The following is a 22,235-nucleotide window of genomic DNA, read 5'->3' on the forward strand; positions in this document are numbered from 1 at the left end:
GAATAGGTTAGGCCTGTCCTTGTAAACCTGCCCAATAGACCCACCAGATGATTAAGAGTTGGAGGGGTAATCGAAATAGCAGAGCCCATACAAAAGGAGAGAATCCCCGGTGCTTATGGTATTTACGAAACATTTCTACATTTGCAGGAAATACAGTAAGCAATAGTAGTATCAAACCCCAGGCAGCATAAGGCTGAGCAAAAGGAAGCATCAACCCAATTCCACCGATGATCTCAAAAAAGCCACTTATCAATACTAAAGGTTTATGCCAGGGCAGGTAATCCGGCATGATCCTCATAAAAAATTCTGGCTTAACAAAGTGCATGATGCCTGCAAGAATGAATAGTGAGCCGATCAGGTAGCGGTGCAGTGAGGTATCAAAAAGTGTATCCATAAAATGAACGTTAATATGAGAAGATGTTGAGGTGTCAAAAGATCAGAATTTTAACACCACAACAGCATAACAGGATTGTACACAAACACCAATTATTTCTTAAACATCGTGCTTAGTACAAACCATATATTCTCTTTACGCTCGGCAAGTCTACGGGTGAAGTAAGGAAGCCAGTCTGTTCCAAAAGGTACATATATACGGGTTTTATACCCTTCTTCAGTAAGCTGAACCATTGTTTCTTCTCTCAGGCCATACAGCATCTGAAATTCGAACCGGTCTTTAGAAATTTCGTTTTCTGTTGTGTATTCTTTGATCCAGTTTACAAGCTCATCATCGTGTGTCCCAAATCGCGGAAAATCGGTACTAGCTAGCAAAACCTTTGACTGCTCTTTGAACGCTTCACGGATGTCAGGCATATTCTGCAGTGCAATTTTAGCCGGTTCTTTATATGCTCCTTTAACCAAACGGATATCGGCATTCATGCCGGCTAACTCATCGATATCATCTTTGCTGCGATAAAGCATAGACTGAATTACAGTCCCAACATGCTTGCCATATTTTTCATGGGCCTCTTTAAAGATATCGATCGTGACCTGTGTATTGTCAGAACTTTCCATATCTATACGAACAAATTGATCGTGTTTCTGGGCCACATCCAGTAAACGGAATAAGTTATCCCGGCAAAAACCTTCATCGATATCGAGCCCCATCATGGTTAGTTTGATGGAAATACTACTGTCGAGGTCATGTTCTTTAATGCCGTCTAAAAGCTTGATATAGGAATCGACCGTATCGGTAGCGGTTTGCCTGTCTTTCACATTCTCGCCCAAGAGGTCGAGTGTGAGTTTTAAATCTTTATTATTAAGCTCTTTGGCTTTGGGAATTGACTCAGTAAATGATTCACCGGCAACAAATCGTTTTGCAAAAATGAAAGGTAACTTCATAAAACTCCAAAATGGTTAGGCGAAAAAGTTAAACAATAATATAGACTCAATCATTACTGATAGTGTAACTATCCGAAAAATTATTCGTGTAACAATCACATGTTCAAACAAATGGATAATATTATGAGCGGAGAAAAAAGATTTATATGGAGCCTGACAGTCTCTTGGCTGATCGTAGGGGCATTGCTATTACTGGCAGTGCAAACCGGACTGGCCCAATCAACAAATGATGTATACAGGTCGGAAGAATTCAACGTTTCCGGAAATGTCAGCTTGGAAGTGCGGACGGCGGGAGGAAGCATCAAAGCAATTGGATCCAATGATGATAAGGTCAGAGTTGAGATGTATGTTAGAAAAAGAGGTCGTTATATCGAGCCCGGTGAAGCAGATCTGAGTAAGTATGATATTGAGATAACTCAAAGTGGAAACACCATTAATGCTTTGGCAGAGCGAAAAGGCAATAGCTGGAATAACAGAGATTCCTATTCTATCTCCTTTATTGTCTATACTCCCAACGAAACCCGCACAAGGCTCAGAACATCCGGAGGAAGTGTTTCTGCGAGTAATCTTACCGGAACACAAGAACTGAGAACTAGTGGCGGTAGTGTTTCGGCTGAAGGGATCAATGGCGACATGGTTTTACGCACATCGGGTGGCAGTATTAGCATTACTGATGCCCAGGGTGAAGTTGAGGCAAACACAAGTGGAGGAACCATTCGTGTACGCCAACTTACGGGTAAGCTGGACGCAAGAACCAGCGGTGGCAGTATCAGACTAGAGCAAATTGCCGGAAATGTTGAAGCAAGGACAAGCGGCGGTTCCATCGATGCAGAGATCATCAGCCCTTCTGACCTGATAGATCTTAGAACCAGCGGAGGGAGTATAACTATAAAAGTACCCAAGGAGAATGGTTACGATCTTGACCTGGATGCCAACAGAGTATACGCTGAGCTGATAAATTTTAATGGAAGAGCAGAAAAAGACAGAATAGTTGGAGATTTTAACGGAGGAGGAACCAAGGTCAATGCAAAAACGAGTGGAGGGTCCGTACGTATCGAATATTTATAGTCAGAAAGGGTACAGGTTAAGATAAGTACAGAGGAGCCGGGCCATTTGCCCGGCTTTTTTGTTTTAGGATATATTTAGAATAATTGATCGGCAAAGCACGAGCAGAAATAATTTGTCTGTATACGGATAGTTAATGCCTGATATTTTGTTGGAACCTAATGTCGGTTTGCCGCCGTTAAATCCTTATATTCAAGGTTCGAAAAATTCAGGAAAGATCATACATGTCCAAAACTAAAACGGCCTCTAAAGAAGCAAAAAAGCAGGAAGAAGAACGCCCCATTATTATAAAGGGTGCCCGGACCCATAATCTTAAGAATATCGATGTTGAGATCCCTCGCGGTAGGCTCACAGTAGTTACTGGAGTGTCAGGGTCGGGAAAATCAAGTTTAGCTTTTGATACGATCTATGCTGAAGGTCAGCGCCGTTATGTTGAGAGCCTTTCAAGTTATGCGCGTCAATTCCTGGAGCGAATGGACAAGCCGGATGTGGATTTCATGCAGGGTATTTCGCCGGCAATGGCCATTCAGCAGAAAACGACCTCCAATAACCCTAGGTCAACGGTTGGTACCACCACAGAGATATATGATTATGTTAGGCTGCTTTTTGCACGTATAGGTAAGACGATCTCTCCCATTTCAGGTGAACGGGTCAAAAAAGACTCTCCAAGAACGGCCATAAAAAAACTGTATGACACTCAAGAAGATAGCGATCGTTTTTATGTTGTTCATCCGATCCCTCATCATGACAAGAAAAAGTTGGATGAGGAACTAAAAGTATTGAAAGAAAAAGGATTGACCCGCTTACTTAATATTGATGATGAAAGCCTGATCGATCTGACAACCGATGAGGTCAACCTTAAAAAATTCAAAGCAGATAAGCACAGAGTACTGATCGATCGTCTGGTTTTAAAGGATGATGAGGCAACAAGAACCCGGATCGCAGATTCACTTGAAACAGCATTTCAAGAAGGTGCGGGGAGGTGCTCTATTAAGATGCGCGATGGGGAAGAGCTACATTTCAGTGAGCGATTTGAGATGGATGGCATGGAATTTCATGAACCAACGCCTCAAATGTTTTCATTCAACAACCCATTTGGAGCCTGTGACAAATGTGAGGGGTTTGGAAAAGTAGCAGGCATTGATGAAGACCTCGTTATTCCGGATCATCAAAAAACCATTCGAAACGGTACCATTGCTCCATTTACCTCTCAGAAGTTTAGCATGCATCTGCGTGATCTGATCAAGGTATGTGCCCGTGAAAAGATATCTATTGACACTCCTTATGCAGACCTTCCCAAAGAAGTGAAAGACATCATCTGGAAAGGGAAAGATGAATACATCGGTATTTGGAAGTTCTTCGATGAAATCAAAAATCAGTCATATAAAGTTCATATGCGGGTGTTGTATTCTCGATATAGAGGATATAGTCGTTGCCCGGACTGTGAGGGATATCGTGTTAGAAAGGATGCCTTATATGTGAAGGTAGGGGATCTGCATATAGGGGAAGTTTCTGAGCTGACAATTGGCCATGCCAGAGAATATTTTGATAAACTGGAACTCACTGAGTTTGAAGAAGGTGTTGCTGGGCAGATCTTGTATGAGATCAGAAAACGTTTGAAATATCTGGATGAGGTTGGACTTGATTATCTTACCCTGGACCGACTTGCTAATACTTTGAGTGGAGGGGAGTCTCAACGAATCAGCCTGGCCAATGCTTTGGGGAGCTCCCTGATCGGCAGCTTGTATGTATTGGATGAGCCGACGATTGGATTACATCCACGTGATAATGATCGACTGATCAAGATACTCGAGTCACTGCGGGATATAGGTAACACTGTTTTGGTAGTTGAACATGACCCTGAAATGATCAAAGCTGCTGATAATGTGATCGATATAGGTCCATTTGCCGGAGTACATGGTGGAGAAGTCGTTTTTCAGGGGACTGTGGATAAGTTATTAAAGTCAGATACATTGACCGGAAAATTTCTGAGTGGTAGAAAGGAAATCCCGGTTCCTAAGAAACGAAGAAAAGGAAATGGAAAAACTATTTCACTGGAAGGGGCCTCAGAACACAACCTGAAGAATATCGATGTGGATTTTCCTCTTGGCATGATGACTGTTGTGACAGGAGTATCAGGATCAGGAAAGTCAACGCTGGTGCATGATACCTTGTATGCCGGGATTCAAAAACATATTGGGTCATATAATGATAAAGTCGGTCGTTTTTCTGACCTGTCAGGCATGTCAGGGGTTCATGGGGTGGAGATGGTGGATCAAAGTCCGATCGGAAGATCTTCAAGATCAAACCCGGCTACCTATACCAAAGCATTTGATGGAGTCCGCGACCTTTTTGCAAATACGAAGCAGGCTAAGATCATGGGATACACTCCCGGACATTTTTCTTTCAATGTACCGGGTGGACGATGCGAGAATTGTCAGGGGGAAGGTGTTCAGCGTATAGAAATGCAGTTCATGGCAGACATAGAGCTCACTTGTGAAGTGTGTAACGGGACACGGTTCAGAAAAGATGTCCTTAATGTGAAGTATCGTGGAAAGAATATACATGATGTTTTAGAAATGCCGGTTTCTGAGGCTATTGAGTTCTTTGTGGATGAAACGACGATCGTGAATAAATTGCAGCCTTTGGAAGACGTGGGACTTGGATACCTGCAGTTAGGACAAAGTGCGACCACACTTTCCGGAGGTGAGGCACAACGGGTTAAATTGGCCCGGTTCCTTTCAAAAACATCCACTGATCACACCCTATATTTTTTCGATGAACCAACAACGGGCCTACATTTTGAGGATGTTGCCAAACTTTTGGACTCTTTCAATGAATTGGTGGAAAAGGGGCATTCAGTGATCATTATTGAACACAACCTTGATATCATAAAATGTGCCGACTGGGTCATAGATCTTGGCCCGGAAGGTGGTTTTGGCGGCGGACAGGTAATAGCAGAGGGTACACCAGAAGACATCATGAAATTGGATAAGAGTCATACCGGTCATTTCCTTAAAGATTACTTAGGAACATAACCTAAATGAAAGGTGTAACAGTAGACTAAATAGTATTGTGAATAGGTTCCAATTTCGTTAAAATGACCAGTTGAGGTTACAGCGGTAAAAAAAGCTAAATAACAATAAAAACAAGGGTCAAAATGAAAAATAAAATTACAGTTCTAAGTATAATCACGGGATTAGTTCTCCTGTTTAGCGCTACAGCACAAGCTCAGGTGCTACCAAAGTTCGGTGTTAAAGCCGGCCTTAACTACTCCACATTCAACAATGCTGACGGTGTCGAGTATAAAGCCGGTTTTTTAGGGGGAGTGTATGCTAAATTTAATATACCTGCTTCCCCTGCTGCAATTCAGCCTGAGATACTTTATGCTCAGTATGGAGCAAAAGATGAAGGTTCAGATGCCAAATTCTCAGCGGACTACATTCAAATTCCCGTTTTAGCAAAGTTTGGTTTTGGGGCCCCTGGCGTACCGGTCAAACCTGAAGTATTCTTTGGGCCATATGCAGGCTTTAATATTAATTCAGAGATAGAGGATAGCAACCTAAGTGTTGATGCTGATGAGTTTTTCAAAAACACTGATTTTGGTGTTGTAGTCGGCGCCGGTGTGCAGGTCTCTAAGCTTAATTTTGAGATAAGATACACTGCGGGATTAACCGATGTTTTCGAAGATGACTTTGCTGATGGAGAAAAGAACGGTGCGTTTGCCCTGGCAGTCGGTATTAACTTTTAGATCACCGGTAGAACATTTATGAAATTAAAGGCAATGAGAGATCATTGCCTTTTTTTATTCACCATAAAAACGAATGGGAATATCGACTTGAACAAGGCCCCATTTAAGTGACATGGTGGTTGTACTGTATTGAGCTTTAGAAAATTCTATGGTGAAGGCTTCCACAGGGTCATCAAGATCTGTCACAGGAAACTTCATACGCTTATAATCTCTTTCAGGATTATAATTAAATGCCCCCCATTGACCGAGTTCGTGGTTTAAAATTACAGTAAAGGAATCAGGCTCAGGGATGGTAAATAGTGCATATGTCCCGGGAGAAATGGCTTCCACACCCATGAGGACAGGCTCAGTAATAGTGATCTCAGTGGCTTCATTAGCTCCGGTTCTCCAAACCTCTCCCCATTGTTCAAGGTCTCCGAATATGGTTCGCCCGCGTCTGTAAGGCTGTCCATAAACAACTTTTATATAGGTACTGTTGCTTTTAATGGATGCAATAGCAATGGGACTTTTTCTCGTTTCTACAGTCTCTTCACCACCAGCAGTATTTCTGTTCCCACATCCGAAGATCATAGATGAAGAAAATAGTATTGCAACAATGATAAGTGCGTTATTGTTAAAGGAGCTTTTCATTAAAACTGACCAAATATGAGTTGAGTACGGTTTCTCGTAGGTTCGTATGCAAGACCAACGCCGAAGTCGAACAGGACGTTCGAAACTTTAAATTGTAAGTGAAGACCTCCTCCGAAAATACTCCGACTGGAATCCAATAGATCGTTTGATTCCATATCCGTCAAAGTGTGAGAAAATGCAGTTAAATAAATACTGCTTAAATAAAACGGAACAGTAAGTCCTCCATTGTCAGGGTAAAATAATGGAATAGTATAACGTGTACTAAAACGCCCAATGTGACTGAATCCTTCACCGGAGGTTAAGTCAAAATTTGGGAATTCTTCAACATCAAAACCCAGTGGAACAATAGTATCGTTACTGTATATAGGAGAATCACTTTGTTGCAGAAATTGCAGGTCTAAACGCAAAGACTGATTCCACCTTCGAAGTGGAGATATATAACCAAAGGTGCCGTAATAGGCAGACCATTGATCTGTAAAAAACCGGTTGGCAGGTCCACCCGGAAATTGAATAACAGCCGTTGGTTCATTCAGGGTTTTTTCATAGATCCCGAAGAAAGAAATACCGGATGATGGTTGTATGTCTCTTGAAAGATTTAGAATACCCAGACTTAATTGTGCGAAAACTTCTGCACTATAGCGAGTAGAGAAGTCAGATAACCCATTGGCATTCAGATCGTAATACTTGAACTGTTCGGCATTTATACCAGGGTAAAAACTCAATGAGCTGAAACGGGTATCTCCCCGGAAGGTATAATTAAAGGGTAGTGTAAGTCCAAACCCACGATCTTGTCTCATAATAGAAACTGTATCGTCAACATTGGGATTAGGGTCAGGGATGGCAAAGAATTCAGGATCGCTGTACGCAGATAGCTCAAATCCGGGATAGAACATTTTGTTCATATATGTGGCATCGTACCAAAGTCGGTTTTGGATTCCCGAAACTTCAACGGAGTAGGCTTGTGAGGAAAGTGGGTCAATACTTGAAATTACCGCCCCAACCTGAGCTGTACCTGATTTCTCCTCGTAGGAAGGTAAAATAGTTCGTGGTTTCAGCCAGCTGAAATTACCGCGGTAACTGGTCTTTTCGATAGTTTTGATCTCATCAATGATCTCATTTCCTAATAGTGGTCGGTTAAGTTCTTGGTCTAAATCGTTACCTACCAGAAGTGAAGTGGTTGGCAAAGGTTGGCCGTAAAAGTTGTTTCTATCAAGCAATGCGAGTTTACGTTCGCTATTCTCCTGTACAATGTAGGCGATACGATCACCATCGGGGGAATAGGAGCCTTCAAAAGCGTTGAACAGGGAACTGGTAACCTGAGTAATACTTTTAGTATCGAGATCATACTCATAGATATTCATAGCCGGTGCACCATCCAGTGTGAACATGAGTCTGTTTTCTGTAGGATGCCATTCAGGGTCATGCACCGATGCATCTTTAAAGGCTAGGGTAGGTTCTTCATCGAGGTCCTTTGAGAGGTTATTCTGTTTAGCGATCCATAAGGCCTGTACGCCACGTCTGTTAACAATTACGGCAAGCTGATCAGGTTCTTTAGGGTTGAATTCAAGACTGATCGGATTAGCATTAGTAAACTCCTTAACCACTTCTATTTCACCAGATTCCAACACCTCAACGATCCTACCATTTGTTCCATCCGTTTGAAGTGCCAGTGTGGTTTCACCGTTTGTAGTTGGAGCAAAGGTTCTCTTATTCTGAGTGACCTTATGGTTTTTTTTGGATGACAGGTCTAGCCTGTTTACGTCAGATATGTAGGTGCGTGGGAATAACGGATCTCTTTGGTAGCTGCTATAAAAAAGGATGCCATTATCGAGCTCATAATTATAATCGGATACGCCAAAGGTTTCTTTCAGTAGCTTAAAATCCCCGGTATTTAGATCATATTGGTAAAACCCAACACGACCGTTGTAAAAGGAACCGTAGAATAGAAAGGAATTATCGTCTATCCATTTTGGCGAATGGGTTTCTTCCCCCTTAAAAGGCGTGTCAATGATATCAGACCGTTCAGTGGTATTTACGGGTATATTTGAAATGCGTTTTTCTTCTTCAGCTTCCAGGTCGGATTCGTACATATCATAAAGTTCACCCGGCCAATCTCCGGTTTTCATACGTAAGGCAAAACCATATCCAAGAAAGAAGTTATGATAGTGGTAGCGAATGGCATTTTTTGAAACTTCATCCCCGTATTTGTTTTGCATCCAGTCCACAAAGGCATATCCGGAAATATAGTGTCGGTTGAAGGGCTGCGAATAATCAGATGGAATAAGAGTTTGTCCCATATTCCATCGGTTCGGTCCGGCAAAATTCGAATTGAACCGGTTCATGGTAAACGTGTAGTTTCCACGTCCACCCATAGGAGCCACAGATTCGGTTTCGTAGTAAACGGCAAGTCCTTCATGTAAACCATATGGGGGAAAGCCATGAATAGTACGAGCCAGGTCTGGTGAAAAGAGACTTATGAAGTTGGAAAGGCTGACTTTTTTCTCTTTCAATGGCATTTGAATATTAAAATGAGCAGCATGTACCAATTCATGAGGTAATACGGTCTCAAGCCAATCACCTGACTGTGGGTTCATGCCTTTTCCCCTGATAGAGGGAAGTTCGATCTCAGACCGAAAGTTTATGGATGTTACATAACCGTTTGAGAGGTCGTTATAGTTGTTGAGGATAACGGGAAAGTTCTTGAGTGTACCACCTGTCAGTTCTGAGGTTTTGGCGTAATGACTTTCAAGAATGGCAGCAGACCGATAGGCAAGGGAATCTTCTCCATTGGGAAAGATGATCCTAAAATGTTCGGTTTTTATCTCCTGCCAATCAAGACCACCGGGCCGGTTAACGGTAAGCGGCACATATAATTGAGAGAATGCCATGGATGGAAAGAGGAGTAAAGCAGTCAGAACTGCAGCCTTATATAACTTCATCATGCAGTAAATTTAAATTCAGGCAAATAGTAATAGATCGCCCAATAATGGGAAAAAGCCCCGCCCATTACAAATAAATGCCAGATCTCATGGAAACCAAATGCAGTTGGGATAGGATTGGGTTTTCTGATTGCATATATAATAGCTCCGGCGGTATAAAACAACCCACCCAAAGCGATCCAATAAATAAAGGCCGGTGGAAGGATCTTCCAGATCTGGGGAAGGATGATCACGGAAACCCAACCCATTAAGAGATAGAGTGCCGTTGAAAGCCAACGAGGGGCATTCAACCAAAGTGTTTTTTTGAGAATACCGGCGAGGGCAAAGGTCCAGATACCGATCAGCATACCCCACTGCCATGCTCCCTGAAGGGCAATAACACACATAGGGGTATAGCTGCCTGCAATAACTACATAGATCATGATGTGATCAAAAAGGCGAAATAACTCTTCTGTTTTATTTTGAACGTTCAGAGTATGATAGATACCACTTGAAAGGAACATGAGGATCACAGAGATCCCATATACCAAAAATGACACTTGGTGGGAAAGAGGACTGTTGGAACCGGCTTTCATTAAAAAGATAAGCCAGATGGCTGACATCAAAGCACCTAAGTAATGGGAATATGCATTAAAAGGCTCTCTTGGAGGGTATAGCTGCTGCAAAACAAAAAACGCTGATTTTAAAGTATTACATATCAATATATGATTTCTGGGTCATATATAAATGAATGTAATGATAAGTTTAAAAAACGGCTTATATAAAAAATCGCCAGTAGAAAAATATGAGGGCAAATGCTGTCAGGAACAACATTCCGGCCCAGCTAAGGTATATAAGCCAGTTTTGAGGTTGGTACTGTTCCGTAACCTGTTTCGAGGTTATGAGCTTGTAATTGATGTAGGCGAGTGCCGGCGCTGTCAAAAAAGATAATGAAGTAGCAAGGTCTATGATCTGGGTGAACTGACTTCCCGTAATATAAAGCAGGCCAATTGATATCAATGAGATCAGGATCATAAGGTTTTTGTAAGACAAAACTTTTGAAACCATCACTGAATTTGGGTTTAGCACCCTGATGATCTCACGAGTCACTCTCGGATAGGAATCTGTAACCGTAAGCGTGGTGCTGAACATGGTAGTAAAGGCACAAATAATGATGATCCAGTGTGCCCATTCTCCTAATGTTTGAGTGTAGAGGTCGATGAGTTGTCCGGCAAAGGCTGCTCCGGACGATGAAAAACTTACTCCGGTTCCAAACATGACCATGGCTCCCAGTCCCAGGAAGATCAAAGCCAGTATGGCTGAACCGATATATCCGATGTTGAAATCCAGCAGGCTTTCCCTGAGTGTTGACCGGTGATTGGTCTGCTTGCTGCGCTCGAGGGTCCACAGGGAATGCCAGGCCGCGGCATCGATGGGAATTGGCATCCAACCCATCAAGGCGATCAGGAAGGTGATGCCGGCTACATTCCAGATATATGGGGCTTCGGTGATCGTTGGGGTATGGCCATCAAAAAAGGCAACGGCATAGGCGATCAATGTAGAAAGGCTTAGCACGACCATCACTACTTTGATGAGGGAATCTAAAGCAGAATACTGTCCCTTTATCAATACAGCGATACAGATTGCCAGGATGATCGCACACCAGGCTAAAAGTGGTAAGTCGATTCCGGTTAGCTCAATGGCCAGGCTTGCGGTGACGATGGTCACGGCTGCCTGAATGGCAAACATGGTTCCAACCGTAAAAATAATGTAGATCCATAATGACCAGCCACCCATTCTTTCATAACCTTCGATCAGGCTCTTTTCAGTGGCTGCCGCAAAACGGGGACCAAACTCCAGAAAGGGATACTTCATGAGGCTGGCCAGAATGACCGCCCAAACCAGGGTGAATCCATAGTCCGCACCGGCGCGGGTAGATTGCACCAGGTGAGAAACCCCGACAGCCGCAGCCGCGAGAATGAGTCCGGGCCCAAAGGCGTATTTGAAGGTTGAACTGATCTTGTTCAAAAGAGGAATTAATGGGTTTTAAAGAAGTTTGATGATACATAATCCAAACCAGTCACACTAAATCATTTTAAAAACATTTTTCATTTTGAAGTAGTACCATACTATTCGTAATTAAAGACCTAAACACCAATCTAATTTAAAGTTCATGAAAGCTATATTTACAGCTATTTTTTCGTTGCTATTTGGGGTGATGGCTCACGCACAGGTTTTGAATCCTGAGCCCGTCACGCTCGATTATTTCCTTCCCGATGATGTCACCTACAACCAAAGTATCCCAACACCTGCAGAAATATTAGGCGCGGAATTGGGAGAGTGGCATGTTCGCCATGATCAGCTCGTGAATTATATGTATGCTGTGGCAGAAGCCTCTGATCGTGTGACCATTACAGAATATGGCAGAACGTATGAAAATCGGCCGCTACTTATGCTAACGTTCACCTCACCGCAAAACCACCGAAACATCGAACAGCTCAAGGAAGAGCACCTTAAACTGACGGATGCCTCTGTATCAGACGACCTGGATCTGTCGCAGATGCCTGCGGTTGTGACTATGAGCTATAGCGTTCATGGTAATGAGCCAAGTGGATCAAACGCCTCGCTTGCTGTGGTGTATTACCTGGCAGCAGCACAAGGATCTGATGTCAATAATATGTTGAATAATACGATCATAAACGTAGATCCAAGTATCAACCCGGATGGATTAGATCGATTTGCACACTGGGCAAATACCAATAAAAGTTTAAATGTGTTGGTGACCGATCCACAGAGCCGTGAGTTTGATGAAACCTGGCCCGGTGGCCGTACCAATCACTATTGGTTTGACCTGAACCGCGATTGGATGCCTATGATACATCCGGAATCGCAAGGCCGCGTAGCCAAATTTCATGAGTGGGTGCCACAGGTGTTGACCGACCATCACGAGATGGGAACCAATTCCACCTTCTTTTTCCAGCCCGGAATACCATCCCGAACACATCCTTTAACGCCAGAGCGTAATCAGGCACTGACCGGCGCGATTGCAGAATACCACGCCGAAGCTTTGGACGATATCCAATCCCTGTATTATTCTAAGGAGAGCTTTGATGACTTCTACTACGGTAAAGGTTCGACCTATCCGGATGTAAATGGGTCACTCGGTATTCTGTTTGAACAGGGAAGTTCACGCGGACATGCACAGGAAAGTATTCATGGTATTCTGGAATTTCCGTTCACCATACGCAATCAGTTTGTGACGTCACTTTCTACATTAGAGGCGGTACAGGGACTAAAAGAAGAATTACTGGCTAATACCCGTGAGTTCTATCAGGAAGCAGCAGAAGAAGCTGAAAATGCTCCGATCAAAGCCTATGTATTTGGGGAAGAAGCGGATCAGGCTCGTGGGATGCACTTAGCTGAGATGCTGGAACGCAATCAGATCGATGTGTACGAGCTGGGCAGAGATTATAATGATTTCAAAGCCGGTAAAGCTTACATCGTACCGACGAATCAAAAGCAGTACAAGCTGCTGAAGGCCATGTTTGAGCGCAGAACCGAGTTTACGGATAGTCTGTTTTACGATGTATCTACGTGGACCATGCCGTATGCCTTCAATCTGCCGTTTGCCGAGCTGAACCGTGACTACAACTCCAATATGTTGGGTGCTGATTTTACTCTTGAAGATGTTGAATTGAATGGAGAGCTGGTTGGTGGAAAAGCTGAATATGCCTACGCCTTTGAGTGGGATGAATATTACGCTCCGAGAGCAGTTTATCGCCTGCTTGCAAATGGAGCCAGGGTAAAAGTAGCGGCAAGGCAATTTCAGTCTGTGATACCCAATGGTGCCAAGCAATTTGACTACGGTACCATCCTGGTATCAATGGGGACACAGGATGATCCCGAGAAAGTACATGAGCTGATAAATACTATTGTAGAAGAAGACGGTATCACGGTTTATGAATTGCCAACGGGACTGACCCCATCCGGTATGGACCTGGGTAGCCGTAATTTTGAAAATTTAGAGGAACCCAAGGTGGCAATGATCGGTGGGCAGGGCAGTAGCTCCAGTGAAGTGGGAGAGGCATGGCACTTATTGGATCAGCGCTATCATATGCCATTGTCGATTTTGAAGAACGAAGATATGGACCGCATGGATCTTAGCCGATATAATGTGATCATTGCAAGTACTTACAGTATCTCTGACGGTGCTGCAGAAAACCTGAAGAATTGGGTCCGGGATGGAGGAACCTTACTTGTATTTAAGAATGCTATTCGGTGGGCAAAATCGCATGGACTTGCCAATGTTGAATATGTAGAGCGTGAGGAAGACGAGGACTCTACCGTGACCGTTCGACCGTATGTTAAAGCCGGTGAGGATCGCGGTGCCGGTGTAATTGGAGGAAGTATCTTCAATGCAAAACTCGACCTGACTCATCCAATGGCATATGGTTATAACCGTGAGGATATCACTCTGTTTCGCAACAACACGTTGTTTATTCAAAAGGGAGAGAATCCATACTCAACCCCAGTTTATTACTCTGAAGACGATCCGCTTGCCAGTGGGTATAGCAATGAGGAAAACCTGGAGCTGATCAAAGGTTCCGGTGCGGTTGTAGTTAGTGATTTCGGTGGAGGTAATGTGATCGCAATGACGGATAACCCCAATTTCCGTGCATTCTGGTATGGTACCAATAAGCTGTTTGCCAATGCCATATTCTTTGGAAATACAATAAGCGGAGCAACTACGAACTGATAGGTAATTCCAGTTAATTTATTGGGATAGATAAAAGCCTTGTACATAAAAAATGTGCAAGGCTTTTTTTATTGGGCAACCATACGTCTTAGCGAGCCGTGATACGTACATCGGCTAAGTAGAAAGATAGAGGAAGGAAGCTTGTTTATTCAATCCCGGTATTTAACCGATCTGAATTTTCCATCTTTATCCACAAGATTAGTGTCAGCGCCCGGTATGATATCGGTATTATGGGCAGATTCACAGATCCATTTATCGGTTAATTTCTTAACCACAAAACTGAATATATTTTGTCTGATCGATGTAGGCCCATCATTTTTGTTGGGCGTTTGGTTCTTGAGTCTCATACGTGCATGAACAACGGCTATATCCTCTTTCAGGTATTTTATAGACGTTTCCATTAGCCTCAGGTTTGAGTTCCCAAAGATCTTATCAAACCCAAAGGCGTGTGCCTTTCTTATATCTTCCCTGTTATGCCACCAAAGGCCTACCACATTCACGAATTCAGCTTCTTCGGAAAAGAGGGAAGCCAGGTAATTAGGATCTCTTTCCATCCATGCTTCAACAAAAAGAGCCGGAATTTCATCCGGCTCTGTTGCTACTTTATATGATGTACTCATATGTATGTTTAAGTATCATTTCACTTTTTCACCGTTTATTATCACACCGGTGACATTCGTAACATATTCAAGTGGGTCACCGTTGAACATCACAATATCTGCATCTTTACCTCTTTCAAGAGATCCGACACGATCGTCGATATCCAGAAGCTTTGCGGCATCAATGGTCAGCACTTTGAGTGCATTTTCCTTACCTAAACCGTTGGCGGCAGCCACTCCTGCTTCGTAATGAACCACACGGGTCTTAGGAACATATCCTTCAAAACCACTTTGAAAAGCGATCGGAATGCCCGCTTCGTAAAGTTTGGCAGCTGTTTCCATGGAGGCATTTTTAGCATCTCCACCCGGACGTATCATAGATGGGTGAATGGTCACAGAATAACCACGAGACTTGATCTCATCGATGACCATATAGGCTTCGGCAACACCATCAAGGATCATTGGAAATCCGAATTCTTCCTGAAGGCGAATGGCAGACATGATATCGTTGGCTTTGTGAACCGTAACCAAAGCTGTTTTCTTACCCTCAAGTAAGTCGGCTAAGGCTTCCATTCCCAGGTCTTTACTGTGATCTTCTTCACTGTTTCTCTTTTCGAGATAGGACTGAGCCTTGATCAGCTCTTGCCTTAGCATAGCAATCCCTTTAGCTCTTGTGCCTGGCTTACTAAATGCTCGGCTTAGGTTGTCACCCAAGGTAAAGGCAAGCATTTTAGAGGATTCAATCAGGTTGTCTTCTACAGTACTACCTGTTGTTTTTATGATCATGGTTTGACCACTGATAAGGGCACCTGGTCCATGACCGGTATGAACAGTGGTTACTCCCTGATCACGTAGAAAACTAACAAGTGCTTCCTGAGCATTATAGGCGTCTATGGCTCTTAGCTCAGGCTGTATAGGGTTTGAGGTCTCCAGTTGATCCTGGTCAGCATCAACATTCAAGTGACCGGCCAGGCCAACTACAGAATGAGCGTCAATGAAGCCGGGGGTTACAACCTTGGCCTCATAAACCTTGTAATTGGAAGGTATATTTATACCTGAACCAACCCGTTCAATTTTTCCATCCTTAATAAGGACTATGCCATTAGAAATGGGTTGACCAGCCATGGTATAAACCGTTTCACCTTTAACGGCGATCTGCGCTTTTGCATTAAAGTTAAATGCGAGTAATAATGCCGGTAGCAGTATTAGTTGTTTCAAAAATCTCATTTCAAACCTCCTTTACCATGGTGTGTATGAATGGTACCGGGATAGATCTGATATCCGCCGGTTGCATATTTTTTATCTTCTTCGTTACTGCGATCCCAGACTTTCTGCCCTTCGATCCAGGTTTCCTGAACATGGGTATATACGCTGAAGGGATCACCGTCAAGAATGATGAAGTCGGCATCTTTGCCTTTTTCAAGGGAACCAACCCGGTCTTGAATGTCCATCATAATGGCATTGGCGATCGTTACCGCTCTTAGAGCCTCTTCACGGCTCATGCCTTCCTTAATTCCAAGTGCTGCATGGCGCAGAAACATTCTGGAATCAGTAATGCCATCATCGGTATGAAAACCAACAAGAGCACCGGCTTCTTCCAGCACCTTTCCATTCGAGTTCTTGATCTCGGCAGCTTCAACTTTTCCCCCAAACGAATCGAGGGTGATAATTGATGCCCCCAATACATTATCAGAACCTGCAATTTCATCTGCCACTTTCCAGGCTTCACTAACATGTTGTAAAACAAGCCGGTAGTCAAATTCCTCTGCCAACCGCATGGCAGTCAGAATATCCTGATGCTTGTGGGTATGGTTGTGTACTATGCGCTTGCCTTCCAATACTTCGACCAGAGTTTCCATGCCAATATCGCGAGGTGGCATCTTGCTTTCATCGCCATCTGCAGCGTCTACCTTGGCCTGATATTCCTGAGCCTTGATATATAGATCACGAACCATGGACGCAGCTTTCGCTCGTGTACCTGGAGAAGGAGGATTTCCTCTCGGATTGGTACCATTGGCCATTTTAAGTCCGCCATAAATGGTTTTTTCATCATCTGTGTAAAGCAGCATGTCTTCTATAACATTTGCATCACGCAGTTTAAGATAAACGGTTTGCCCGCTCATCAAGTGTCCTGAACCTGGCATGACGTTAACAGACGTGATGCCTCCTGCAAGGGCTCGTTTAAATGAGGGACTTCTTGGGTCTATTGAGTCCATAATGCGCACATCAGGATGTAAAGTAGCTGAGCGGTCGCCACCGTCTCCATCACCAATGTGAGAGTGTGTGTCGACAAGTCCTGGCATGATTACACTTCCTGAAACATCATGTACATCAGCTCCTCGGGGAATTCTGGTATTAGGACCACCAACAGCAGTGATCTTGCCGTTCTCAACAACAAGAATACCATTGTTGATAGGCTCGCCTGAAATAGGGATGATCTGAGCGCCCTTGAATACTTGAGGAGTAGATTGTGAAAATCCTTCAACCCCAAACAAAAGCACACAAACCAATGCGAGCAATAAGCTTCGTATCGGTTTCTTCATAAGATAATAGTTAGTTAAAATTAGCTGTGTTCAATTTATAAAAAATGAACAGGGAGTAAAGCTACCATTCGTAAAAAGTGGAAAATGGAACAATCTTAGTTAGCTTAGCTTTAAACAGCTAAATATTAAAATGGGAAAAATTTGAGTATGAACACTTTAAAAATAATTGCCGGATCTATTGTGGCCTTCTTTTTTTTATTACTGGTGATAACGTTTACCCTGGACGGTATGATTAAATCCGGTATCGAAGAAAATGGCTCTGAGCTGCTGCAAACTCAAGTCACAGTCGATAAGGTAAATATTTCAGTATTTAATGGAAGGGGTACTATTAATGGGTTCACAGTTAAAAATCCGGAGAATTATAGCGATGAGACGGCGCTATATTTTCAGGAAGCTTCAATTAAGGTTGACATAAGTTCATTATTATCTGATCAGATCGTAGTGAATGAAATTATCGTAAATAGCCCTGAGATCCTCTTTGAACAAAAAGGATTGGGTATAAACCTTAAAACCTTGAGTGATAATATGGATCAGGGGTATGAAGTTTCATCAGAGAATTCGGATACCAATTTGGTAATTGAGCATCTAGTGGTCAATAATGGGAAGGTACTAGTAAGCAGCAGTCTAGGCAGAGAGCGAAAAACAGAGGTGACTTTATCTGAATTCACCCTAAATGATGTCGGGCGTGATGAAAATAATACGGTTAAAAAAAGTGTACAGGAGGTATTGAAACCACTATTCCAAAAGGCCATGCAAGAAGCCATGAAAAGTGGGGTAACCGAACAACTTGAGGATAAGGTCAGAAACCTTTTCGATAACTGACCATTGAATATTGGTGATCAATTAAACCATCAATTATTTGAGTGATAGTTCTCAATTTCTTTCAATCTTTCATTGATCATTTTGCGGGAATACCACTTGCCCTGTACCATCACTCCGGAGTGATCCTGAATGGCAGAAAGATCGTCTAAAGGATTACTATCCAATAATATGAGATCTGCACGCTGCCCCGGACTGATGATACCAAATTCATCCTCTTCAGAAAAATAGTCACCCACATATTTTGTACCACTTTGAAGGATCTCATAGTTGCTCATTCCGGCGACTTGCATATGGGGAAGTTCTCGGTGAATGGAAAATCCGGGAACACTAAATAACTGAGGGGCATCAGTTCCCATAAGGATCTTCACTCCGGCTTTGTTCATTTCGCCAAGAATTCGAGTTCTGAGTTTTGCCTGCTCGTTCGGATCTCCAATGGCATACCCGGTTTGAGGATCTTCAGCAAAGGTGAAATAGTTTTGTCTTACCGCTTTTGGGATGTATTTCAACTCATCGTATTCTTTCATTGCATCGTAATCAGCTGCCCCGATTATGGTTTCCCATAGTGCCATAGTGGGGACGATCCACACATTGTTTTGTTTGGTAAGCCGGATAACCTCAGCCAATTTTTCTTCTTTCTCTTCTCCCTCAAACTGACTTAAATAACTCACGTATCCATCCACATGGTCGATTGTGATCTGCCCGGATTCAATAGCATGTATCACTCCAACGTCTTCAGGAACATGCCCTCCAAAAGTGATGCCCACTTCGTTCGCGGCTTCCACCATGGCATCATACTCTTCAAGAGTTAATCCTGGATGAATTTTCAGCAGATCCCATCCTTGCTCATATTGCTGTATAGCACGTTCTCTTGCTTCCTCAGGGGATGATATACTATTTCCATTAAAGCTTGGTCCTGCCAGATATAGGTTAGGCCCGATGTAGACACCGGAATTTACGCTATCCTTTAATGAAAGCTGACCTTCATAACCCAACATTCCTCTCACTGTGGTGATACCTGCCGAGACATACAGAAACAGCGTATTTTTAACATATTCCTCGGTAAAATACTCGGGAGCATTTGGGCCTGGGTTAGTTGGTGGAACATGCCCATGCATTTCAGCCAAACCGGGCATCAGGTATTTACCAGCTCCATCAATAACTGTTGCTCCTGACGGCAGCGTAATTTCATCAGAAGGAATTACATCAACGATCCGGTCACCATCAATTATCACATTATGGTCCATCAGAATTTCATTATTATCCATAGTGATCACATTTACATTAGTAAATACTGTGATCGGATCTTGAGTTGGACCGGAAGTACAAGCAGCCACAAATAAGCTGATCGCAAGAAGAAAGTATTTCATAATAAAGCTGATTAGTTGATATAGCAGTTCAAATATAATACTTAGGTTGATTGTACCTAATCATATCCCAGACTTTTCTTTACTTCATTTAAGGCATCACCCAAAGTGTCACTAAAAGTCTCTTTTTGTTCACGTATGTCCTCTGGTTTCAATACTTCAAGTTTACGAGCACCTCTGTAAAACCAATACATGCTGATAGCCATCACAGTATGAGCCACATCAAGATGGTTAAACCACGTATGCAGACCGATCTCACTCGTGTAAAAGAAAGCGGCAAGTGTGGCAAAGATCACAGTCAGAAAAAAGATACGGCTACCCTCATTACGGGTTCGCCAATACACCAAAAAGTGAAGAGGCAGAACCACAAGTCCAAGCCCATAAGCAGAGTGAACCTGAATGAAGAAAAAGTTTAAAGTAGAGAAGGTGATCACCGCAAATGTAAGCAGTTCCACTACATTGGCAATTTCCATGAACTTGCCAAATTTCTCATTGATCACCGGCCGTGCATGCATGATCGATGCCCGTTCTATGGCCATCACAGCCAGCATACTAATGAGCCAGCCGGGTAGCTTCCATTCCAGCCCAACCGCATATTGAAAAGCGTGACCTAAGATCCCGCCCAGGAAGGTGGCTAGTGCCATGATGCCAAAGTACCAGCGCATGTATCGATGCACTTTACCCTTTTTATTTAGTTTAATGAGCTTAAATAAGGCGAAAAGGCAAACCGCTGTGATCCACAGGTCGGTGAAGGTTACCATTGGTTCCATGATCGTGATACCGAACACTTCTATGGACGGCTGACCTGAGGCAGATTGTAAAGCTTCGTTTTCCATAAATTTATCAATTAGGGAATCCAAGGAAAATAACAGAAAAGAGGAGATTGTCGAATAGAAAGAATTGGATTGCTGATCAGCAGGGTTTTGATAGGCTGTGGTTGCTCCGACGCAGAGCGTCAGAGCAAGCTTTCAAGGTGAGAGGACGAAGAGTGGTAATTCAATGAGCCAACAAAGTGCTTTTGCTTAGATCAACTGAAGACCCCAATTACCGCCTCGTTCCACACGCTCTGCGCTGGAACGATTGAAACCCTAATTGTACGGTCTAAAATCTCGTTCCAAACGCTCAGGGTTAGATTTATCAAAAGGTAGTAAGTAGAGACGCTGTAAGCCATCATCTCGTTCCATACGCTCTGCGTTGGAACGAATGATAGTGCAAGCACAGCCAATAAATACTAACTTAGTTTATCGACGTAATCGAGTTTCTCCCATGGAAATTGTTCGCGCCCAAAGTGCCCGTAAGCAGCAGTTTGTCTGTATATTGGAGATTTCAGATTGAACCGCTCAATTATCCCCTTTGGCGTACAGTCAAATACCTTTTTGACCTTGGCAGCCAGTTCGGTATCACTCATTTTTCCGGTACCGTAGGTGTTCACATTGATGGATACAGGTTCAGCAACTCCTATGGCATAAGCCAGTTGAACCAGACATTCATCTGCAAGGTCTGCAGCCAGGATATTCTTTGCAATGTGACGTGATGCATAAGCCGCACTTCGGTCAACTTTGGATGGGTCTTTTCCTGAAAAAGCACCTCCGCCATGAGCACCAAATCCGCCATAGGTATCTACGATGATCTTTCGTCCGGTCAGGCCGGTATCGCCATGGGGCCCTCCGATCACAAACTTACCTGTTGGATTTACATGATAGATCGTATCCTCATCCAGCAGGTCTTCAGGTAATACTTTGTGGATCAGGTGTTTCTTAATATCTTCATGGATCTGAGCCTGTTCAACGCCTTCGTCGTGCTGAGTGGACAATACGATAGTATGAATCCGGTTTGGTTGACCATCATCATCATACTCGATGGTAACCTGACTTTTGCTATCCGGAGCCAGGTAGGGCATAAGGCGGGTTTCTTTACGGATGCGAGCTAATTCCCGAAGCAGGTCGTGCGAATACTGCAGCGGCATCGGCATGAATTCCGGAGTTTGACGTGTGGCATATCCAAACATCATTCCCTGATCTCCGGCACCATCTTTATCAACTCCCATGGCAATATCAGGGCTTTGTGTGTGAATGGTGGTAAGTACCCCACAACTGTCTGAATCAAACCGATAGGATGCTTTGGTATAGCCAATATCACGTATCACTTCACGAACAATTTCCTGCACATCCACATAAGACTCGGTAGTAACCTCACCGGAAACTACGGCAAGGCCGGTAGTAACGAGGGTTTCTACGGCAACTCGTGAGTTTGGGTCGTCGGTTAGGAGGGCATCAAGAATGGCATCTGATATTTGGTCGGCAATTTTATCCGGATGACCTTCGGATACTGATTCAGAAGTAAAAAGATTTTTCATGTGTGTAATAAACTTAAAATAAGGTGCTTTCGGTTAGGAATGACTATCGTTTATAGACTCAATAAATTGAGATGCGAAGTTAAAAAAGATTTT

Annotated in this window: 17 protein-coding genes; 5 read left to right on the plus strand and 12 right to left on the minus strand. The window is 43.3% G+C overall.

The window, feature by feature from the left end:
* Positions 1–7 precede the first annotated feature (7 nt).
* Positions 8–394: a DoxX family protein gene (locus AC13FX_RS04570; RefSeq protein WP_482879307.1), complete on the minus strand. Its 387-nt coding sequence runs from the start codon at positions 392–394 to the stop codon at positions 8–10.
* A 92-nt stretch (positions 395–486) separates the two neighbouring features.
* The gene (locus AC13FX_RS04575; RefSeq protein WP_482879308.1) at positions 487–1,338 is read right to left on the minus strand and encodes a proline dehydrogenase family protein; all 852 of its coding nucleotides are present in this window, start codon (positions 1,336–1,338) and stop codon (positions 487–489) included.
* Positions 1,339–1,461: 123 nt separating this feature from the next.
* Here AC13FX_RS04575 and AC13FX_RS04580 point away from each other — a divergent pair, with 123 nt between their 5' ends.
* From AC13FX_RS04580 to AC13FX_RS04590, 3 genes are all read left to right on the plus strand, one after another.
* Positions 1,462–2,406 carry a DUF4097 family beta strand repeat-containing protein gene (locus AC13FX_RS04580; protein ID WP_482879309.1) on the plus strand — a complete coding sequence of 315 codons (945 nt, stop codon included), beginning with the start codon at positions 1,462–1,464 and terminating at the stop codon, positions 2,404–2,406.
* A gap of 221 nt (positions 2,407–2,627) precedes the next feature.
* Positions 2,628–5,441, plus strand: coding sequence for an excinuclease ABC subunit UvrA (gene uvrA / locus AC13FX_RS04585; RefSeq protein ID WP_482879311.1), 2,814 nt, complete (start codon positions 2,628–2,630; stop codon positions 5,439–5,441).
* Positions 5,442–5,563: 122 nt separating this feature from the next.
* On the plus strand, positions 5,564–6,154 hold the full coding sequence (locus tag AC13FX_RS04590; RefSeq protein ID WP_482879312.1) for a porin family protein: 591 nt from the start codon (positions 5,564–5,566) through the stop codon (positions 6,152–6,154).
* Positions 6,155–6,208: 54 nt separating this feature from the next.
* On the opposite strand, the gene AC13FX_RS04595 is transcribed toward AC13FX_RS04590, so the two are convergent.
* From AC13FX_RS04595 to AC13FX_RS04610, 4 genes are all read right to left on the minus strand, one after another.
* On the minus strand, positions 6,209–6,784 hold the full coding sequence (locus AC13FX_RS04595; RefSeq protein ID WP_482879313.1) for a DUF2911 domain-containing protein: 576 nt from the start codon (positions 6,782–6,784) through the stop codon (positions 6,209–6,211).
* Positions 6,784–9,726 (minus strand): TolB family protein, encoded by a 2,943-nt coding sequence (locus AC13FX_RS04600; RefSeq protein ID WP_482879314.1) that lies wholly within the window; start codon positions 9,724–9,726, stop codon positions 6,784–6,786. Before AC13FX_RS04600 ends, AC13FX_RS04595 begins: the two co-directional genes overlap by 1 nt.
* Entirely contained in the window at positions 9,723–10,388 is a 666-nt protein-coding gene (gene trhA, locus AC13FX_RS04605) for a PAQR family membrane homeostasis protein TrhA (RefSeq protein ID WP_482879315.1), read from the minus strand. Before trhA ends, AC13FX_RS04600 begins: the two co-directional genes overlap by 4 nt.
* Before the next feature lie 91 nt (positions 10,389–10,479).
* Positions 10,480–11,730, minus strand: a complete 1,251-nt coding sequence (locus AC13FX_RS04610; RefSeq protein WP_482879316.1) for an Nramp family divalent metal transporter — start codon at positions 11,728–11,730, stop codon at positions 10,480–10,482.
* A 145-nt stretch (positions 11,731–11,875) separates the two neighbouring features.
* Here AC13FX_RS04610 and AC13FX_RS04615 point away from each other — a divergent pair, with 145 nt between their 5' ends.
* Positions 11,876–14,458, plus strand: coding sequence for a M14 metallopeptidase family protein (locus tag AC13FX_RS04615; RefSeq protein ID WP_482879317.1), 2,583 nt, complete (start codon positions 11,876–11,878; stop codon positions 14,456–14,458).
* Between the two features lie 149 nt (positions 14,459–14,607).
* On the opposite strand, the gene AC13FX_RS04620 is transcribed toward AC13FX_RS04615, so the two are convergent.
* From AC13FX_RS04620 to AC13FX_RS04630, 3 genes are read right to left on the minus strand one after another with little or no spacing between them, the layout of a single operon-like run.
* Positions 14,608–15,078, minus strand: coding sequence for a YybH family protein (locus AC13FX_RS04620; RefSeq protein ID WP_482879318.1), 471 nt, complete (start codon positions 15,076–15,078; stop codon positions 14,608–14,610).
* A gap of 15 nt (positions 15,079–15,093) precedes the next feature.
* Positions 15,094–16,284, minus strand: a complete 1,191-nt coding sequence (locus tag AC13FX_RS04625) for an amidohydrolase family protein (protein ID WP_482879319.1) — start codon at positions 16,282–16,284, stop codon at positions 15,094–15,096.
* Complete coding sequence (locus AC13FX_RS04630; protein WP_482879320.1) at positions 16,281–17,600, minus strand: amidohydrolase family protein; 1,320 nt, start codon at positions 17,598–17,600, stop codon at positions 16,281–16,283. The genes AC13FX_RS04625 and AC13FX_RS04630 overlap by 4 nt, the downstream gene beginning before the upstream one ends.
* 147 nt (positions 17,601–17,747) lie before the next feature.
* Here AC13FX_RS04630 and AC13FX_RS04635 point away from each other — a divergent pair, with 147 nt between their 5' ends.
* Positions 17,748–18,422, plus strand: a complete 675-nt coding sequence (locus AC13FX_RS04635) for a DUF748 domain-containing protein (RefSeq protein ID WP_482879321.1) — start codon at positions 17,748–17,750, stop codon at positions 18,420–18,422.
* Between the two features lie 29 nt (positions 18,423–18,451).
* On the opposite strand, the gene AC13FX_RS04640 is transcribed toward AC13FX_RS04635, so the two are convergent.
* The 3 genes from AC13FX_RS04640 to metK all read right to left on the minus strand — a co-directional run bounded on the left by AC13FX_RS04640 (position 18,452) and on the right by metK (position 22,142).
* The gene (locus AC13FX_RS04640) at positions 18,452–19,789 is read right to left on the minus strand and encodes an amidohydrolase family protein (RefSeq protein ID WP_482879322.1); all 1,338 of its coding nucleotides are present in this window, start codon (positions 19,787–19,789) and stop codon (positions 18,452–18,454) included.
* 56 nt (positions 19,790–19,845) lie between these two features.
* Entirely contained in the window at positions 19,846–20,622 is a 777-nt protein-coding gene (locus AC13FX_RS04645; RefSeq protein WP_482879323.1) for a DUF6962 family protein, read from the minus strand.
* A gap of 395 nt (positions 20,623–21,017) precedes the next feature.
* Positions 21,018–22,142 (minus strand): methionine adenosyltransferase, encoded by a 1,125-nt coding sequence (metK, locus tag AC13FX_RS04650; protein ID WP_482879324.1) that lies wholly within the window; start codon positions 22,140–22,142, stop codon positions 21,018–21,020.
* Between the last annotated feature and the right edge of the window lie 93 nt (positions 22,143–22,235).

The sequence above is a fragment of the Gracilimonas sp. B-17 genome (assembly GCF_056857935.1).

Coding starts and splice junctions, on each gene's coding strand:
- AC13FX_RS04570 (WP_482879307.1), bottom strand. CDS start 394: ATGGATACACTTTTTGATACCTCACTGCACCGCTACCTGATCGGCTCA.
- AC13FX_RS04575 (WP_482879308.1), bottom strand. CDS start 1,338: ATGAAGTTACCTTTCATTTTTGCAAAACGATTTGTTGCCGGTGAATCA.
- AC13FX_RS04580 (WP_482879309.1), top strand. CDS start 1,462: ATGAGCGGAGAAAAAAGATTTATATGGAGCCTGACAGTCTCTTGGCTG.
- uvrA (WP_482879311.1), top strand. CDS start 2,628: ATGTCCAAAACTAAAACGGCCTCTAAAGAAGCAAAAAAGCAGGAAGAA.
- AC13FX_RS04590 (WP_482879312.1), top strand. CDS start 5,564: ATGAAAAATAAAATTACAGTTCTAAGTATAATCACGGGATTAGTTCTC.
- AC13FX_RS04595 (WP_482879313.1), bottom strand. CDS start 6,784: ATGAAAAGCTCCTTTAACAATAACGCACTTATCATTGTTGCAATACTA.
- AC13FX_RS04600 (WP_482879314.1), bottom strand. CDS start 9,726: ATGATGAAGTTATATAAGGCTGCAGTTCTGACTGCTTTACTCCTCTTT.
- AC13FX_RS04615 (WP_482879317.1), top strand. CDS start 11,876: ATGAAAGCTATATTTACAGCTATTTTTTCGTTGCTATTTGGGGTGATG.
- AC13FX_RS04620 (WP_482879318.1), bottom strand. CDS start 15,078: ATGAGTACATCATATAAAGTAGCAACAGAGCCGGATGAAATTCCGGCT.
- AC13FX_RS04625 (WP_482879319.1), bottom strand. CDS start 16,284: ATGAGATTTTTGAAACAACTAATACTGCTACCGGCATTATTACTCGCA.
- AC13FX_RS04630 (WP_482879320.1), bottom strand. CDS start 17,600: ATGAAGAAACCGATACGAAGCTTATTGCTCGCATTGGTTTGTGTGCTT.
- AC13FX_RS04635 (WP_482879321.1), top strand. CDS start 17,748: ATGAACACTTTAAAAATAATTGCCGGATCTATTGTGGCCTTCTTTTTT.
- AC13FX_RS04640 (WP_482879322.1), bottom strand. CDS start 19,789: ATGAAATACTTTCTTCTTGCGATCAGCTTATTTGTGGCTGCTTGTACT.
- AC13FX_RS04645 (WP_482879323.1), bottom strand. CDS start 20,622: ATGGAAAACGAAGCTTTACAATCTGCCTCAGGTCAGCCGTCCATAGAA.
- metK (WP_482879324.1), bottom strand. CDS start 22,142: ATGAAAAATCTTTTTACTTCTGAATCAGTATCCGAAGGTCATCCGGAT.